13 protein-coding genes and 1 riboswitch are annotated in these 16,413 nt (G+C 38.1%); of the genes, 2 read left to right on the top strand and 11 right to left on the bottom strand.

The window, feature by feature from the left end; all coding sequences use genetic code 11:
- Positions 1-11: 11 nt before the first annotated feature.
- Entirely contained in the window at positions 12-740 is a 729-nt protein-coding gene (gene pxpB, locus NAG76_02340; GenBank protein ID URN95117.1) for a 5-oxoprolinase subunit PxpB, read from the bottom strand.
- A gap of 646 nt (positions 741-1,386) precedes the next feature.
- On the bottom strand, positions 1,387-2,145 hold the full coding sequence (locus NAG76_02345; protein ID URN95118.1) for a LamB/YcsF family protein: 759 nt from the start codon (positions 2,143-2,145) through the stop codon (positions 1,387-1,389).
- 269 nt (positions 2,146-2,414) lie between these two features.
- Between NAG76_02345 and NAG76_02350 the strand changes: the two genes are divergently transcribed.
- Complete coding sequence (locus NAG76_02350; GenBank protein ID URN95119.1) at positions 2,415-2,828, top strand: VOC family protein; 414 nt, start codon at positions 2,415-2,417, stop codon at positions 2,826-2,828.
- Between the two features lie 75 nt (positions 2,829-2,903).
- On the opposite strand, the gene NAG76_02355 is transcribed toward NAG76_02350, so the two are convergent.
- The 5 genes from NAG76_02355 to NAG76_02375 all read right to left on the bottom strand — a co-directional run bounded on the left by NAG76_02355 (position 2,904) and on the right by NAG76_02375 (position 7,600).
- Complete coding sequence (locus NAG76_02355; GenBank protein ID URN95120.1) at positions 2,904-4,289, bottom strand: NCS2 family permease; 1,386 nt, start codon at positions 4,287-4,289, stop codon at positions 2,904-2,906.
- A gap of 116 nt (positions 4,290-4,405) precedes the next feature.
- Positions 4,406-4,506: riboswitch (purine riboswitch) on the bottom strand.
- A 147-nt stretch (positions 4,507-4,653) separates the two neighbouring features.
- Positions 4,654-5,757: a DUF5808 domain-containing protein gene (locus tag NAG76_02360; protein ID URN95121.1), complete on the bottom strand. Its 1,104-nt coding sequence runs from the start codon at positions 5,755-5,757 to the stop codon at positions 4,654-4,656.
- 114 nt (positions 5,758-5,871) lie between these two features.
- On the bottom strand, positions 5,872-6,261 hold the full coding sequence (locus tag NAG76_02365; GenBank protein ID URN95122.1) for a GntR family transcriptional regulator: 390 nt from the start codon (positions 6,259-6,261) through the stop codon (positions 5,872-5,874).
- 279 nt (positions 6,262-6,540) lie between these two features.
- Positions 6,541-6,756: an S-layer homology domain-containing protein gene (locus NAG76_02370; GenBank protein ID URN95123.1), complete on the bottom strand. Its 216-nt coding sequence runs from the start codon at positions 6,754-6,756 to the stop codon at positions 6,541-6,543.
- Between the two features lie 505 nt (positions 6,757-7,261).
- Positions 7,262-7,600 (bottom strand): DUF4363 family protein, encoded by a 339-nt coding sequence (locus NAG76_02375; GenBank protein URN95124.1) that lies wholly within the window; start codon positions 7,598-7,600, stop codon positions 7,262-7,264.
- Positions 7,601-7,692: 92 nt separating this feature from the next.
- On the opposite strand from NAG76_02375, the gene NAG76_02380 reads away from it, so the two are divergent.
- Positions 7,693-8,385, top strand: coding sequence for a DUF421 domain-containing protein (locus NAG76_02380; protein ID URN95125.1), 693 nt, complete (start codon positions 7,693-7,695; stop codon positions 8,383-8,385).
- A gap of 93 nt (positions 8,386-8,478) precedes the next feature.
- Here the strand turns inward: NAG76_02380 and NAG76_02385 are convergent, their stop codons facing one another.
- The 4 genes from NAG76_02385 to NAG76_02400 form a co-directional block, all read right to left on the bottom strand.
- Entirely contained in the window at positions 8,479-13,080 is a 4,602-nt protein-coding gene (locus NAG76_02385; protein ID URN95126.1) for a discoidin domain-containing protein, read from the bottom strand.
- 421 nt (positions 13,081-13,501) lie between these two features.
- Complete coding sequence (locus NAG76_02390; GenBank protein ID URN95127.1) at positions 13,502-14,443, bottom strand: hypothetical protein; 942 nt, start codon at positions 14,441-14,443, stop codon at positions 13,502-13,504.
- A 111-nt stretch (positions 14,444-14,554) separates the two neighbouring features.
- Positions 14,555-15,607 (bottom strand): hypothetical protein, encoded by a 1,053-nt coding sequence (locus NAG76_02395; protein URN95128.1) that lies wholly within the window; start codon positions 15,605-15,607, stop codon positions 14,555-14,557.
- Positions 15,608-15,625: 18 nt separating this feature from the next.
- A complete protein-coding gene (locus tag NAG76_02400) occupies positions 15,626-16,156 on the bottom strand; it encodes a hypothetical protein (protein URN95129.1) in 531 nt (176 codons plus the stop codon).
- Positions 16,157-16,413: the final 257 nt, after the last annotated feature.

Consider the following 16,413-nt stretch of genomic DNA (forward strand, 5'->3'; position numbering starts at 1 on the left):
ACCCCCTTCAATTATGTCCATTGCGATGTACTAATTTCTAGAAATTGTTCTTCCGTAATTGGAATAAATTTGATCCAATCTCCCGCTTGCACTAATGTCGGCACATTATCGAGCGGATTGAACATTCTTAATGGCGTACGACCGATAATTCGCCATCCACCAGGTGTAGAAACTGGATAAATCCCCGTCTGTTCCCCCGCAATTCCAACACTGCCTGCTATTATTCGGGTTCTAGGAATTGCTTTGCGAGGTGTCGCAATACGTTTGTCCATCCCACCTAAATACGGAAAACCTGGTGCAAAACCCAGCATATGTACAAGGTATGATTTACCACAATGTATGTGAACAACATCTTCCGTCGTCATATCGTTAAATCTTGCTACGTCAAATAAGTCAGGGCCATAGGCACCGCCATAACAAACAGGAATCTCAATAACTCTATGTTCCGAATAATCAACTTCACTCTCTCTTTTCTCAAATCGTTCAATACATTGTTCTAATTGCCTTTGCATCGCTCGTGAGGCAGATTCAATGTTTCTGCTAGTTGCTTTCATAATGAGTGGATTATAGTGAACAGTTATCGAGCAATAAGCAGGTACGTATTCGATGACAGCATCTAACGGCTCACTTTCCAAATATTTTAATAAATTCATAACTATATAGTGTGTCTGTTCGTTTATTTCATGCCCGAGTCGAATAATAACTGCCTTCTCCCCTAAAGGCAAAAGTGAATATTCCATATATAAGCCTCCTTCCCAACGATAATACAGCACCCAGCAACGTGTACAGTGAGTACACGAGCGGTCAATGCCCGTGCCCTAAGATTCCTCTTCAAATTTAGGTTCAAAATGTGGGCGTTCAGAATCGAGAAGATGCACCACGGCGAAAACGAGTAGCACAGCGTACGTTTTGGGTACGTGAGCACACGCAGGCTTTCGATGGGTAGCATATTCGATGTCGAATATGCTACCTCAGCTTAATCATCGTTATCAACGTCCACTATTTTGAACTTCCTCTTCAAATGTAGGTTCAAAATGTGGGCGTTTAGAATCGAGAAGATGCACCACGGCGAAAACGAGTAGCACAGCGTACGTTTTGGGTACGTGAGCACACGCAGGCTTTCGATGGGTAGCATATTCGATGTCGAATATGCTACCTCAGCTTAATCATCGTTATCAACGTCCACTATTTTGAACTTCCTCTTCAAATGTAGGTTCAAAATGTGAGCGTTTAGAATCGAGAAGATGCTCCACGGCGAAAACGAGTAGCACAGCGTACGTTTTGGGTACGTGAGCACACGCAGGCTTTCGATGGGGAGCATCTTCGATGTCGAATATGCTACCTCAGCTTAATCATCGTTATCAACGTCCACTATTTTGAACTTCCTTACACTGGATGAACGACTTCAATTCCTGCCTCGGACAACGCTTGCGATAGTTGAATCACATGCTCTAGAGCATCTGGTGAATCACCATGTACACATATCGTATCTGCACGCATGTTCATTTCTTCGCCTGTTCTACTTTCAACTTTATGTTCAAGCACCATACGAATGACACGCTCTGCAGCGTATTTAGACTGTACAATTAGTGCTTGTTCATGTGATCTTGGCGTTAAGGAACCGTCCTTCTCATAATTACGATCAGCGAAAACTTCATTCAACGTACGAAGACCTGCTCTTGCACCAGCTTTAACAAGCTTGCTGCTTGATTGACCAACCAAATACACATCTCCATCAATACGGTATACCGCTTCAGCGATAGCCTCGGCAATAGCAGTATTCTGATTCGCCATTTGATATAATGCCCCATGAGGCTTTACATGAGTAATCGAGGTTCCTTCCGCTTTCGCAAATGCCTGCAAAGCACCAATCTGATATAATACCAGTCCGTATATTTCTTCAGCACTTATATCCATTATACGTCGACCAAAGCCAGCCATATCTGGTAATCCTGGATGTGCTCCGATAGCAACACCATACTGAAGCGCTAGCTTTACCGTTTTGCGCATTGTCATTGGATCTCCAGCATGATACCCACATGCGATATTCGTCGACGTAATATATTTCATTAATTCTTCGTCTTGTCCTAAATTATATATGCCAAAGTTTTCACCCATATCACAGTTTAAATCTACCTTATACATATTTTCACCTTACCTTAATGTTAATTTTCCACTCTGAAATAAATACATACTATAGTTCTAATTTTGCTACTGAATAATAACGCTTTCAACTAATTCTATCAGATTTTAAACCATTAGTTCACTATTATGTTCATGTCATCTACCTTCAAGTAACTTTATATGTAACTTAATAGGTATAGAATTCATATTAATTGTCATGATAAAATAACAATACGTATCGTTAGTCATTTATTGTGCTAGCATACATTACAATTAAAGGAGCAATCAAAATGTCAGTAGATGTATATCTTAATTTCAATGGAAATTGCCGTCAAGCTGTTGAATTTTATGCCAAAGTATTCAATCAAGAGATTACACAGTTAATGACTTTTGGGGAGATTCCTCAAGCTCCAGAAGAAGCAAAACGCGAAGATATAAAAGATCTAATTATGCATGCTAGGTTACAAATTAGTGGAAGTAATGTCATGTTCTCTGATGTTTTCCCAAGTATGCCCTTCATCCAAGGGAATAACATCACACTTGCTATTGTGAGTACTGATCGTCAAGAAATCGAATCTGCCTATGAACAATTACAAGAAGGTGGATCTATCGGTATGGAGCTCCAAGAAACTTTTTGGAGTAAATGTTATGGCATGGTCACTGATAAATTCGGTATCCAATGGCAGTTAAGTCTAGGAGAATAATACGATAAACATAACTTCATTTAAAATAAAAAAGAAGCAGCGCCGGCCAAGCGCTGCTTCTTTTTGTTACATTATTTATTCGCCGCCCATAAATACGTAGCGATAGATAATTAATAATGCAAGTACCCACATTAACCAGTGAACTTTATACTGACCTTTTTTCGCAAGGTTAGCAATTGTAGCAAGTACTACGTAGAACACGATACCGAAAGAGATACCGTTAGCAATACTGTAAGAGAAAGGCATGAACACGATAATGAAGAATGCAGGAATTGCATACACCATATCAGAGAAATCAATTTCTTTCACAGATTGCATCATAAGTACGCCAACAATAATTAGTGCTGCAGAAGTTGCAGAACCTGGAACTAACATAACTACCGGTAAAATGAAAATTGAAAGCAAGAAGCAGATACCTGTCGTAACAGCTGTAAGTCCAGTACGGCCACCTTGCGCAATACCAGATGAGCTCTCAACGAAAGCTGTTACTGTACTTGTACCAAGAACAGCACCACCACTTACGCCGATCGCGTCAACGAACATCGCTTTACCAACACGTTTTTTACCAGTTTCTTTATCTTTCATAATACCAGCACGAGTAGCTGTTCCAACTAATGTACCGAATGTATCAAACATTTCTACGAATGTGAATGTAAGAATTACTGTTACTAAACCTACTTCAATGACACCAGCGAAGTCGAAGTCAGCAAAATGCATTTTGCTGAAGTCTGGCATCCAACTATTCGTTGATAAGATTGTATTAGCATCTACATTTCCTGTAATGATCGCAATGATTGTTGTAGCAACCATTCCCCATAGAATAGCACCAGGAACTTTAATTACCATCATAATTCCTGTAATTAGTAATGCAATGATCGTAAAGACCATCGTTTCATTAGAGAAGCTACCAAGACCGATAACCGTCTCGTTACCTGTAACTGGTGTAAAACTACCAGCCGTAATATCAGTAAAGCTTTCCACATTGATGGTCATCAAGCCGCTGCCCTTCATACCGATAATCGTAATGAATAGACCGATACCAACAGTAATCGCATGCTTCAAACTATCAGGTACAGCATCAATTAACATTTGACGAATTTGCGTAATTGTTAAGATGATAAAGATAATACCTGAGATAAATACTGCCGTTAACCCCATTGCTGGTGTAATCGGCGTATCCGTGGCAGCCGAGGCAAGAATTACTGATGCGAAATAAGCATTTAAACCCATACCTGGAGCAAGTGCAACTGGGAAGTTAATGAAAATCCCCATTGCAATAGTGAAAATACCTGCTGACAATGCAGTTGCTAGAAATACTCCTTGAACGTCCATACCAGCACTACCCAAAATCATTGGGTTAACTGCTAGAATATAAGCCATAGTCATGAAAGTCGTTAGACCTGCCATAATTTCAGTTCTTACATTTGTTCCTAGTTCCTTTAATCGAAAGAAACGCTCCATTTTGAATATAACCTCCCAAAATTGTGATGGAACAAGCAAAAAAGCCCATGAAGAAAATGCGTAAATCGCATTTCTCTAGGCTCTGCAAAAAGGAAAGAAATATACCACTGGCCTAGTGGCTTTCTTTCACCCCTCGTAGCCTGATCATTTACGGTGATCTAGTAGAGACTCTCAAGCCAATTCTTGAGATTATACGAAAGTATATGCTTTTGTTGTATTCCGTCTTTAATTTTATCGAGGTAGGCACATTTTTGTCAATCATTTTACGAATGTTTTTCGATAAAAAGATAAAAACATTCGTTTTCCCTATCAAATTGAATAGATTCCCTCCCAAATGTGCCCAATTAATTATTTTCAACAGAAACTAAGATAAGAAAATGCTCGGAATTAAGGCAATCGCAAGAATACCGATAATTAATAACCAACTTAAAGGTCTTGCAAAATTCATAGTCCAACCTACACCAAAGCGCTTCTCCACGAAGATTGCAGGATCTTTACTATTCCAATAGATAATTCCTGCTTTCCAGTATTGATCTTGGTCAGCAACTGATACATTACTTTTTCCATGCGAGTCGTTAAGCTTAATCCGTGATCCACCTTGACCAGTCTTTATACTTAGTACGATTGCTCCAAGCACAATAACTCCAACTACCGCAAATACGATTAGCATATTAGTATTGTTAGAAATATTAAGCAAGAAAGATAATTGGCCAAAGCACATCATCAATACAATTAAAAAACCAGTGATCGCTGTAAAGATCGACCAAGAATAACGGAAACGAGGATTGCGTTCAACTGATCCTTCTGGATCTTTACTTTCAACTACTTGTTTGGCTTTAGCAATGGAAATGTGAGAGAAGATAAACACGACAATCATCGTTAGAGAAATACCAGATAGTCCTAGCACCGCTGATAAACTTTTCTCGACACTCCTTGTGACTTCACCATCAAAATTAAACTGCATAGGAATGATCTCAGGAAATTTATCATAGTTCAATAAACTGTAAATTACTGTACCTACCACAAGTAGTAAATGTGGGATATACCATGCTAATGAGATCGTCATTCGCTTATTATGGAAGCCCGTTTGTACAACAATCTTTTGAGTAGCAAGCTGCTCATCGTACCAACTTTGAGTTTGTTTCCACTTTTTAATCTGAACATGACTAACATAATAGAAAATGAAGCTAACAAGCATATATCCGAAAATGAAGCAAGAATAAGCTATAGCATAAAAAGATTCCTCTTGATTACTTTGTAAAAGCAATAGCAATGCCACAATTAATACTAAGCCAAGTGTAGTACATAGCGTAATATATGTTTTGATCTGCTTTTTAACGAACGGATCCTGCTTGATGCCTTCTGGTACAGTTACACCAAATGCCTCAACCTTCCTTGTAATTAGTGGGGTAATTGCCACAATTGCAATGATCGGTACAAACAGCGCTATTAATATCCAAAGTTCCATTCCATTCATCTCCTTCAACTTTTTATTACTTACTTGATACTCTTCTTGCATATAAAAAGTACGTCGGAAGCTTAAACTTCAACTTTTTATTACTTACTCGATATTCTTCAATAACTAGCTACCATTAGGGAGCATCTCTTTGAACGTTATACCAACCAACTGCTCGAACTGATCAATCTCCATCCCTCTAGCAACTGCTTCTGCAACAAGAGGTCTCAATCGCTCCAGTAAGTTTTTCTTAAACTGTTCGTCAGCAATTGGCAGTGCATCAGGTTCAATGATGACACCTTGCTTGCGATTAATTTGAACATATCCATCTTGTTTCAATAAATGATACGCTTTGTTGACAGTATGCAAATTCACGCCCAAATCTACTGCTAAGGCTCGCACAGACGGTAAGCCTTCCCCTGGAATTAGTTCACCTTTCGCTATCCCTTCGATAATTTGCTGTGCAATCTGTGTATATATAGGTGTTTCAGATTGCATATCTATGGCTAACAGCATGTTAATCACCCCCTACAACTTTTTGCAATCTCCGATATGCCACTACCTTGATAACGATATGTTATTCAAATGCAATATACTTTCACTTCAATGTCATTTAATTGATATAGAAATTTGAATTACTTCGTTTAACAGTGTTCTATCTGTTATATATATAGTATAACACATAGAACACTTAGTCAATATCATCCAAAACATTTGGTCATTAGCCCAACAAATAATAAAAAGAGCTTCTCAATGATTGATCATCATCGAAAAGCTTTTCCTTGAAATCAGTACTTATTTATTATTTAACATATTCAAAATAAGCGTAATTGCTTCTGCTCTTGTTGACGCAGCACTCGGATCATATTTATTGCCTGTTTTTCCTGAGACCAATCCTTTTTCTTGTAAAGATGCAATCGCATTTTTGGCCCATGATGGATTTGTAGCATCATCAGCAAATGATGTATAAGACGTGCTACCAGTTAATTCGAGAACTTTTGCAACAATCACTCCTCCTTCTTAAATTAAACTAGTAACTGACTATTTTCGCATATAAAATAGCCATCCGTAAGAATAATACTCTCGGATGGCCAATTAACAGCGTATAACAATTCTATAACTTCTAGCTAACGCTTACTATTCTATATATTCAGTTTTCTTCTTTTACCTCTCCACAATTTAAACCAAATGTGATTCTCTTCATCCTTAAAAAAGCTAATTCCAATCAGTTTAAGTGGTGTCCATATTTCTTTAAAATAATAGTACGGCATTTGATGGCTTCACACTCCACATAAGACTAAAGTCACTTATCAACAATATTATTTAGGTATATCATACTATTCATCTATATAAAGCGCTACTATAGATTCACAACTATGTTCATAACTTAACTACAACTTTCATTCGTAATTTCTAATAGTTACTGCTGTCATCATCTTGTCACGTGACAATTAGCACAAAACACCCCTTCAATAACATCATGAAGGAGTGTTTTTTGAATGAAATGCTATATAGATCACAATGAATAAATATCTTGCAAAATTGTTTTAGTCGTACTAAGCTCTATCTTTGCTTCAGTGTAATCTTCTTCTTCGATCGCCACAATGATTCGTTGTATGCTTTCATGAAGCCGTTCATATTCCCCTTCATCACCTAATAATTGTAATTTCCACTCATTATGTTTATACAATTGTAATAACTCATCTACTTGTACCTTTAATGAAGCAGTATCTTTATTACTTAATGATTGTTCAAGTAGATTTATTTTCTCTTTGAATTCATTTTTACCATTTTGAGCAGAACATCCTGATACGATAAGTAACATCATTATACAAAGCATAGCTTTCTGAAACATCTACGTTTATCCCCCTAATTGTTGCATATTAATAGTTAGATTACCCAATAATAAAGAAAACTTATTCAGACTTTTCAATTGGGGGAATAATAGTGCCAGAGTATGTATTAATATTAATCCGTTCCATTGTTTCATTTCTCGTCTTGCTCTTCTTGGCACGAATTATGGGAAAGAAACAGCTTTCTCAGCTTACCTTCTTCGATTATGTTGTTGGTATAACGATTGGTTCCATTGCATCAACAATGTCCGTTGATCAAAACATAAAAATTTCAAACGGATTAGTTTCTCTAATTATATGGGGAGTACTTCCAATTATTTTAAGTCTTATCGGACTCAAATCAAGAAGATTTCTACAGTTAACAGATGGTAAGCCCTCGATCATTATTAAAGATGGTGAAGTATTGGAAGAAACCATGAAAAAAAATCAGATGGCGATTGATGAGTTAATGATGCTTTTACGAGAGAAGAATGTCTTTAAGTTAGATGATGTACAAATGGCTGTTTTTGAAGCTAATGGACAACTAAGTGTTATGAAGAAACCTGATATGGAGCCCATTACTCCTAATTTTCTAGGTATAAAGTTAAAACATGAAAATGCACCTACGTTATTAATTATGGATGGTCATATATTGCATGAAAATTTGGCAAGACTCGGGTATTCTAAAAAGTGGTTAATACATGAAATTACGCAACAAGGAGCATCGACTGAGAAAGATGTTTTCATCGCTCAAGTAGATGGTAACAAGAAGGTGTATGTAGATTTGTACGAGGATAAGTGTGAATAGAAAACCTAATAACATCAATTAATGCAATACACAAGAACACACAAAAATGACCGAGCAACTTTTGTTACTCGGTCATTTTCTCATTTCTACTCTCTAATCTACTTCAAGTGCATTCAACAAATTGAAAATCACCTGTGCCGTTTCTGCTCTAGTCGCACTCGCTTGTGGTGCAAATATTGAAGTAGATTTCCCTTTCATCAATCCTAGTTCAATCGCAGAATTAACTTCAGCACTTGCCCATGAAGATATTTGACCGTGGTCATGCAGTACTGTCAAATGATTTTCAATTGATGTTTGTTTCCCTTTGACATATTCATATGCACGAACCATCAATATCGCTATTTCTTCTCTAGTAATTGTAGAATCAGGTGCGAATGTCGTATCTGTTACGCCTCGGATCAGCCCAGCATCATAAGCTGCTGCAACATCCTTTGCAAACCAATCCGATGAATTCACATCTGTGAATTGTTCATTCACTTTGGATGCTTGTAATCCAAGTGCATTCGTCAGCATTGCTACAAATTCAGCGCGAGTCGTAATGCCGCTCGGATTAAACTCGGTTGCTGATACACCGCTGACAATATGTTTAGCAGAAAGAACCTTTAATGCATGATATGCCCAGTGAGTCGTAGGTACGTCAGTGAAAACTTTGTCAAACTCCCTCACACCATACTTACTAAAATGTGTAACATCTGCTGAAATGTTATGTTTGCTCTTATCTATCTTACCACCAATATATTCCCATTCTTTGAGAGCTTCATTATAGTAATATACACCGATCAGATCGCTATCCAGTTTAGTATCGTCATAATGTATTACTAAAGTTATCGGTTCTGGGAATGTACTTAACTTCGTTTCCTTCCCATCCTTGTCACGTAAGATAAGATCGAGCGTATAAACAAAGTCTCCTTTCGGATCTGCAGAAACCCTTACAATAACATTAGAACCATTAGTATCACCTTGCAATTTACCTGTTAGATCTTTGACTACTGCTGTAGGAATAATAACTGATATTCCATTGCTTTTCACTTCGACAGGTTTACTTACTTGTTGTGCCAAATTAACTGGAATAACCGCCTCTGTCTTACCTTCGCCTAGCGTAACGACCGAATTGCCCCCCTGAACATTATTCAAATCTGCAGCTGAAATTGTTTTTTGATGATTATTCGTTGGTGTCGGAGAAGGTGTAATTGTGCCTCCACAATTTGTTTGACATCCACTACTTATTTGTCCTGTAATTGAAATAATTAGTTCACCTGTAATGCCAGTTCCATCATTAGCCGTTGCAATGACCTTCACATTACCATCCTTCACTGCAGTTAGCACCCCGTCAGCACTAATGGTTGCTTTATCTGTCACAGTTCCATCTTCATTCACAACAGACCAAGTAATTGATGAATTATCAGCATCATCTGGTAATACTTCCGCAGACATATTAAGCGTACCTGATTTCGTTGAGATTGAAGTTAGCCCTTCCAATCCACTGACTTCAATACTCGTCACTAGATTTTGACCGCTAATAGTAATCTCTTTCACTCCTTGTACGTTAGAACCATCTATTGATGTTGCAATTACTTTGACTTTTCCATTTTCCACTGCAGTTAAAAGACCATCTTGATTAATTGTTGCTTTATCTGTTGTTGAATCATCTACATTATAAACAGACCAACTTACTGAAGTTTCATCCGCATATGCAGGTAGGACATGTGATTGCATTTGGAGTGTTCCACCTTTAGTAGTAATCACATCTGCTCCACCGGTTCCATTTACACTTATAGTTGATACGTCTACAGGATTCGTAGCATCCCTGAACACACTAATTTCATAAATCGACCACCAACCAGAATTGGTTCCCATCTGTACGATTTTAATGAAACGAGCATTTTGATCTGCAAAGTCGGAGAGAATCACAGGACCCGTTGCTGTATTATTCACAATTGGAGTACCCCAGTTTTCTCCGTCATTTGATACGTAGATTTCATAGCTTCTAGCATAGTCGTTGTTACTGCCTGTGGAATCCATTAGAATCTTATTGAAGTTTTGTTCATTTTTCATATCGATAACGATCGATTGACCAGGAATCATCGGTGTACCAGCAGACCAGCGAGTAGCCATATTCCCATCTATTAATTTATTAGCATCTGCACTCCCTAGTTCGGTGATTGCCTCCCAACCATCTCTATTCAATGGCTTTTCTTTGTCTGTGTAGACACTAAATTCATTAATTTTCCACCAATTAGATGTAAATGGTACTGTTAGTTCAACTTTCACATATCTAGCGGTCACCGGGTTTAAATCTACTGTAAATGTTGCACCACTACCTGCATTAATCACCGCATTAGCATCTGTTCCTGTAGCTACTGGAGTCCCCCAGTTCGTTCCATCGTCTGAAACAGATACAGCATATCCTCGGGCATAATCAGTTCCTGCTGATTGGAAGACAACTCTTCCAAAACTTCTAGGCTCATTCATATCTACTATGAAATTCATGCCTTCAATCATCCCTGTGCCGCTTTCCCAAATATTACTTGAGTTACCGTCAATAATTTTTGCAGAATTCACGTTGTTCTCACCATTATTATGGGAAGCCAGCACTGACCAACCGTATTTACTAATCTCAGTCCATAATTTAGTTGTCGTTGCACTAACAGGGTTGCTACTTGTAGATTGATTACCAAATGAATCTCTTGCAATGATCGTATAAGTGTATTGCTTCTCGGCACTAAGACCTGAATCGCTATATTGAGTTAGACTCGTAGAACCGATCTTTTTCCCGTTGCGATAAATATCATAGGCATCAACTCCCGAATTATCAGTAGATGCATCCCAAGTTAGATCAATCTGACTACCTGAAATGGCAGTAGCGATAACATTCTCAGGTGTGGTAGGCGCTTGTGTATCTCCACTAGTATAAGTTGTCATTGTTCGCGTCATAGGCGAATGCGAATACAGGCTTTCTCCTGTATCGTTCACAATATGAGTAATTCCACTACCAGGTATTCCACTTAGAAAAACTGTAGTTAAAGAATGAAGAATTACCCCTTCTACTTTCGGTACTTCAATTGCATTATGCAGCTTCACTGGACCATCCGTGAAGTTAGCATAAACACCTAACCCCCATGCTTCATGTGTCGTTACGTGATCAGCAACCTTATAAGCAGCATATCCATTTACTGTTCCATCATGACTCATATATCTATCTTGCGAAGGTGGATCGTACGGAATTTCGGACTGATAGAAATATACACGTCCGCCATTTCCATTCCATAACGTTTGATACTCCTCATGATGCTCGTTGAACAAACCATATATGGTAACATCATCTCCGTTAACAACTAGACCATTTTTGCTAATATTACTATCCCATCCTGCTCCCTCACCATGATCCGCGCGCCATATCCAGAAATGATCACCAATTACGTTATTACTGTTAATTGTAAGACAAACATCTGTTGTTCCCGCATCAGTTCCACCAACCCTGAAAAATAAATCAGATAATAGGATTGGATTAGCTGAATGATCTACCGTATTCTTCTGGGATCCAACCTCTAGCAATGTAGTAGATTTGATTAATGAAGCTTCGAACATCAATCCCGAGATAACTACACCCTCTACATCCGCTACCTTCATAGCGACCTTGCCTGTATCTTCCTCGATTGTTGCTAATCCTAGACCCAATACAACCGTATTCGGTTTGGTTACATTGATGGTATCATCGAAATGATAGATCCCTGGAGTGAAGATTAAGCTTTTTCCATTATTCAACTGCGCATTAATCGTTGACGCAGTTACACCTGGCTGAGCAATGTAAAAATCTGATGCTACATCTCTCGATGTACCTGGTGTAGATCCGTTCTCCCAGCTTACCCCTTTACGATCTTTCTGCAACGATGGAACAAATACTTTATAATCCGTGCCATCCGTGTAGAGGTAAGGCTTTTCCTTTATAACTGGTGCTTTTTCAATTGTAGTAATAGCTGGAGATGGGAATGTGTTAGGCTGGGGGTTTTTATCGCCTACTAATACCATGTTCCACAATGATCCATCCCATTTACGATAATCATTATTCCGCGAGAAAAATTGCTGTTGAGATCCTGGAACAATATTTCCATCAATCTTTGAATCTGCTATGTATCCTCCACTTGCCCATCCAGCATTCCACCATGGGTCAAAATCAAAGAGTAGCAAAGCCTTTGATTTCGCATGTACACGGCGCATTGGTGCCGCTTGAGAAACTGCAAAAAATGCGTCATCTGTTGGTTTTCCATAGGATAAATTCTCCACCCCACGCCAAAAATTTCTAGTCGCATTACCATTATCCCATTTCGCATCTGTATTGAGCGTATTGACATGAACATCATCGGGGTTTTGCCCCAAACCTGCCACCTGTGTATAGAACCCTACCTTTACATTCACGTCGTTATAAGTTCCAGGCTTGAACAATAGCGCATACCTCTCATTACCAAATTCATTACTTTCCTGTTGATTAAATACTGCAGTAACATCTTCTTGAATTTTAGTATTATTCATAGTTGGGTCAAACACATACACATTGGGTCCAAAAACAGTGTCGTTGGCACCGCTTACAGAAATTGGAGTAACTGCCGCTTGAGTAACATCTGGTTGTATTGTGAATAAACTTGTCGTTACAGCTAGCGCTGTAACGATCGACAATATTTTTCGTCTTCTTGTCATTCATTTACCTCCATATTGGCTATCCCAAATTTATTGTACTCAGGTAACCTGAATACAATCATAGTATATAGAGGATATGTAGTAGAAAATACGTTGCTTTTTTTCGATAACATGTATCATTTTTATAATATTAAGCAATATTTCATTAGATGTAGAGTAAACCGAACTGATCTAACGTTGAACATATAACCTTAACCGATATGAGTAGATTGACTGGTTAAATATAATAGGAATTAGGTTTTTGTCGATATATGTGGAATGAAAGTGGATATAAGAATAGACTACGTTGCCAGAAGCAATGCCTTTTCAAAACAAAAACTCCCATTTATTTGCGTTATTGACGCATATAAATGGGAGTTTAGTTACGAGATATAGTAATTTAGATTCCACCTATAAGATTATTTACAATATTACAACTACTTCAGTTAGTTTTTTCTATCCAAGCAATACGCTTAGCTTTTGAGTCAGATAACTCTCTGTCCGCAGCACGATGATCAGCTTCAAGTGTATTTACTACCATTCTAATCTTATGAATCGCTTCTAATACTTGATCTTGAGCACCTTTAATTTTCCCCTGAACGAGCCAGTCTGTAATTAAGCCATCAAACCAATAATCAGCCATTTTAAGAGTCCCACTTATATCGATATGTATGTCTGTAGACCTTTGCAGATCTGCTAGTTCTTTATGAAACACTTGCAACTGGCGGTTGGCATTATGAATAGAGACCCGTGCATCATCTATATGGCCGTGCTTAATATGCGTGCTGATTAAACCTCCGTTAGCCCACATATCCCAATTTCCCCAGTTCTCTGCTTTTTCCAACTGCTCCGAGGCATAAGATAACGAGGAAATAACACCTTTGCCTGCAGACAATGCTTCTCCAATTTCCTTAAGCAGCAAGCTTTTAGAAGTAATGTGCTCCTCCATCTCTTCCAGCTCATGAGCAGCATGCGCAGAATTACGTAGTGCCGCTTCCTTCCTTAACATCAGCCTATTGTAATCGGAGTGTGCAGTAGAAAGACTAGCAAGCTGGTGACCAACCTCAAGCAGATCCTCCTTAAGCTCCTTAAGACTTTGTTTCGCTTCTTGAAGTTTAAGCGTTGCTACTAGTTCCTGCTGACGTTCCAACTCAAGCTGTTCCTCTTTGCTCCGCAAAATTGTATGAAATAAATTCGTTAGAGACATCTTAGTCAGCTTTTCAACGTCCTCTTGTTCCATTACCAGCTCCACTTCGAGCTTAACAATGAGCGATTCGTGCTCTCTAATTCGCTTTAGTAAATCTTCCCGATTCCGCTCCACTTTCGCTAGTTCATGCATACGCTCTTTTAATATCGTGAATTGATCAAAAGATAACTCAGACATTTTAACGCCTCCTTCATTTAGCAAAATCGTTATATTCAAACGCTTATCATTGCGAGATCGTTTAATCTACTACGACTCTATCACCCTTATGCATTTATCTATCATTGTAAGTTACCATTCCATTTTAATCGTATTCAATAATGAATTCTGTGACACATTGATATATTCTAGTTGCTTCATATTTTTTAGAAAATCAGGTCTCTGATTAATCATACCCATTTCTAAGTTCAAGATTCGCAGATGCTTCAACTTTTCTAGCTCGATCGGTAGCTCATGGATAGAGGTATATTGAATCGTAAGCTGCTCCAGTTGTTCCAACTCTCCAATCTCTGGTGGGATGTGATCTAGACTAATCTCTTCCTTTGACTTGACCCGAAATCCAGGGGCGGGCCGATCAGAGCTTGCACATTGAATGAAAAGCTCTCTCAAGTTCTTCAGTTTGGCTATCGTTGCTGGAATACTCTCCAAATCTGCCGTCATGATTTTCAAACATTCAAGCTTGCTTAACTCAAACAACCCTTCAGGCAAACGATAAAGATCCTGCTCAAAAATTTCTAGAATACGAAGCTCAGTAACATCCCTAATATTCTCAGGCAGTTCTGTCAACCGATGTCCACTTATATACAGCTTATCGGTTCGATGCTTAATAGCATCATCTAGCAGACGATCTAGGTCCTGATGAGACTCTAATTCTAGAAAAAGCCCTGTAATTCGATTCATCAGTTCTTTTGCTTCTTCCTCTGTTATATCCATACCATACATATGTTCATGCACAATCGAGTAAAGGTAGTCTCCCCCTCCTTCTTTCAAGAAACATAAGTCTTCGGGCATTGTAGGATATATCCAATCCGACAAACGGTTGGCCATTTGCTTCAATATGTTCCCGCTCTCATTGCTGCATCTATAAAAATTATAGGATTCCGCGGTGTAAAAGGCATTACTGCGATAGGTATTACTTAATAATTTAACTTCTGCTATATTATCGTCTTGAATTACGATTGACTTCACCAAGTAAGGTTTCAATGCTTCTAATACCTTTGTGTAATTGCATTTAACTACTTCATCCGGAATTTTCACTTTTAGTACAAAATATTCCGAGTTGCTTATTGCCAAATCTATCACTTGCTTGTAGGCTTCTCCCCTAGGGTCAGTATACATTCTCATTCAATAAGTCCTCATTCCTTATCCGAAATTAGCTACCCTATATCCTTTTACTCCATTATGAGAAAACTCTTTTAGATTGCTGTTCAAATTAAGTATATTGGGAAGAACTAACTGTATCTCACGTTCAAGGAAGACATACATCATAAAATGCTTTAGCAAAAAATGATTAAGCAATAAGCAAAAAGCCTCAACTTCAGCTTCCGTCGTTTCTTTCCCCCGATTGAAATCAATACCAAATAGCTCTACGACTCCAAACGGAGGAATAGTATCCCAATAGTCAAAATTTTCATCATTTATATCATAAACAACGCTTTGATTGATCGATGTTAGCATCAACGATTTCTCCTGCCACAAATCACGCAGACTAAACTTCAACGTTAGTTCTATATTTTCGCACTTAATTTCAATATCAGCGTGGTTAGAATTATGTCCTGGATAAACCGTTAACTGGTGGTTATCTACGCAACGCTTAATTTCCAGATTCGCATTCTCCCATGCCTCTAGTACAAATTCTTTCTCCTCCAAAAACAAATACACTCTTGGTGCCATGTTTACCTCCACTTAAATGGATATAATGTTACTTACATCTTACTACCATTAGTACATAATCCTTCATAAGAAACACGTATAATAACAAACGAAAGAAATAGGAGATTGTTGCACTATACTGCCTCATAGTTGAAAAAATGACATTCTCTATAGGATACTACGTATTGACGATACTAATAAGTTGTTGCAAAAACGCATAAAAAACTCTCTGCAGTTGTGAAATAGCACAATACAGAGAGTTTTTTATTTATTTCAAT

Origin of the sequence: Candidatus Pristimantibacillus lignocellulolyticus (assembly GCA_023639215.1) — a bacterium.
In the GTDB taxonomy this organism is placed as follows: Bacteria; Bacillota; Bacilli; order Paenibacillales; family Paenibacillaceae; genus Pristimantibacillus; species Pristimantibacillus lignocellulolyticus.

Bases quoted from the DNA above. Each gene is read 5' to 3' on its own strand.
- pxpB (URN95117.1), bottom strand. From the start codon at position 740: ATGGAATATTCACTTTTGCCTTTAGGGGAGAAGGCAGTTATTATTCGA.
- NAG76_02345 (URN95118.1), bottom strand. From the start codon at position 2,145: ATGTATAAGGTAGATTTAAACTGTGATATGGGTGAAAACTTTGGCATA.
- NAG76_02350 (URN95119.1), top strand. From the start codon at position 2,415: ATGTCAGTAGATGTATATCTTAATTTCAATGGAAATTGCCGTCAAGCT.
- NAG76_02355 (URN95120.1), bottom strand. From the start codon at position 4,289: ATGGAGCGTTTCTTTCGATTAAAGGAACTAGGAACAAATGTAAGAACT.
- NAG76_02360 (URN95121.1), bottom strand. From the start codon at position 5,757: ATGGAACTTTGGATATTAATAGCGCTGTTTGTACCGATCATTGCAATT.
- NAG76_02365 (URN95122.1), bottom strand. From the start codon at position 6,261: ATGCTGTTAGCCATAGATATGCAATCTGAAACACCTATATATACACAG.
- NAG76_02375 (URN95124.1), bottom strand. From the start codon at position 7,600: ATGTTTCAGAAAGCTATGCTTTGTATAATGATGTTACTTATCGTATCA.
- NAG76_02385 (URN95126.1), bottom strand. From the start codon at position 13,080: ATGACAAGAAGACGAAAAATATTGTCGATCGTTACAGCGCTAGCTGTA.
- NAG76_02390 (URN95127.1), bottom strand. From the start codon at position 14,443: ATGTCTGAGTTATCTTTTGATCAATTCACGATATTAAAAGAGCGTATG.
- NAG76_02395 (URN95128.1), bottom strand. From the start codon at position 15,607: ATGAGAATGTATACTGACCCTAGGGGAGAAGCCTACAAGCAAGTGATA.
- NAG76_02400 (URN95129.1), bottom strand. From the start codon at position 16,156: ATGGCACCAAGAGTGTATTTGTTTTTGGAGGAGAAAGAATTTGTACTA.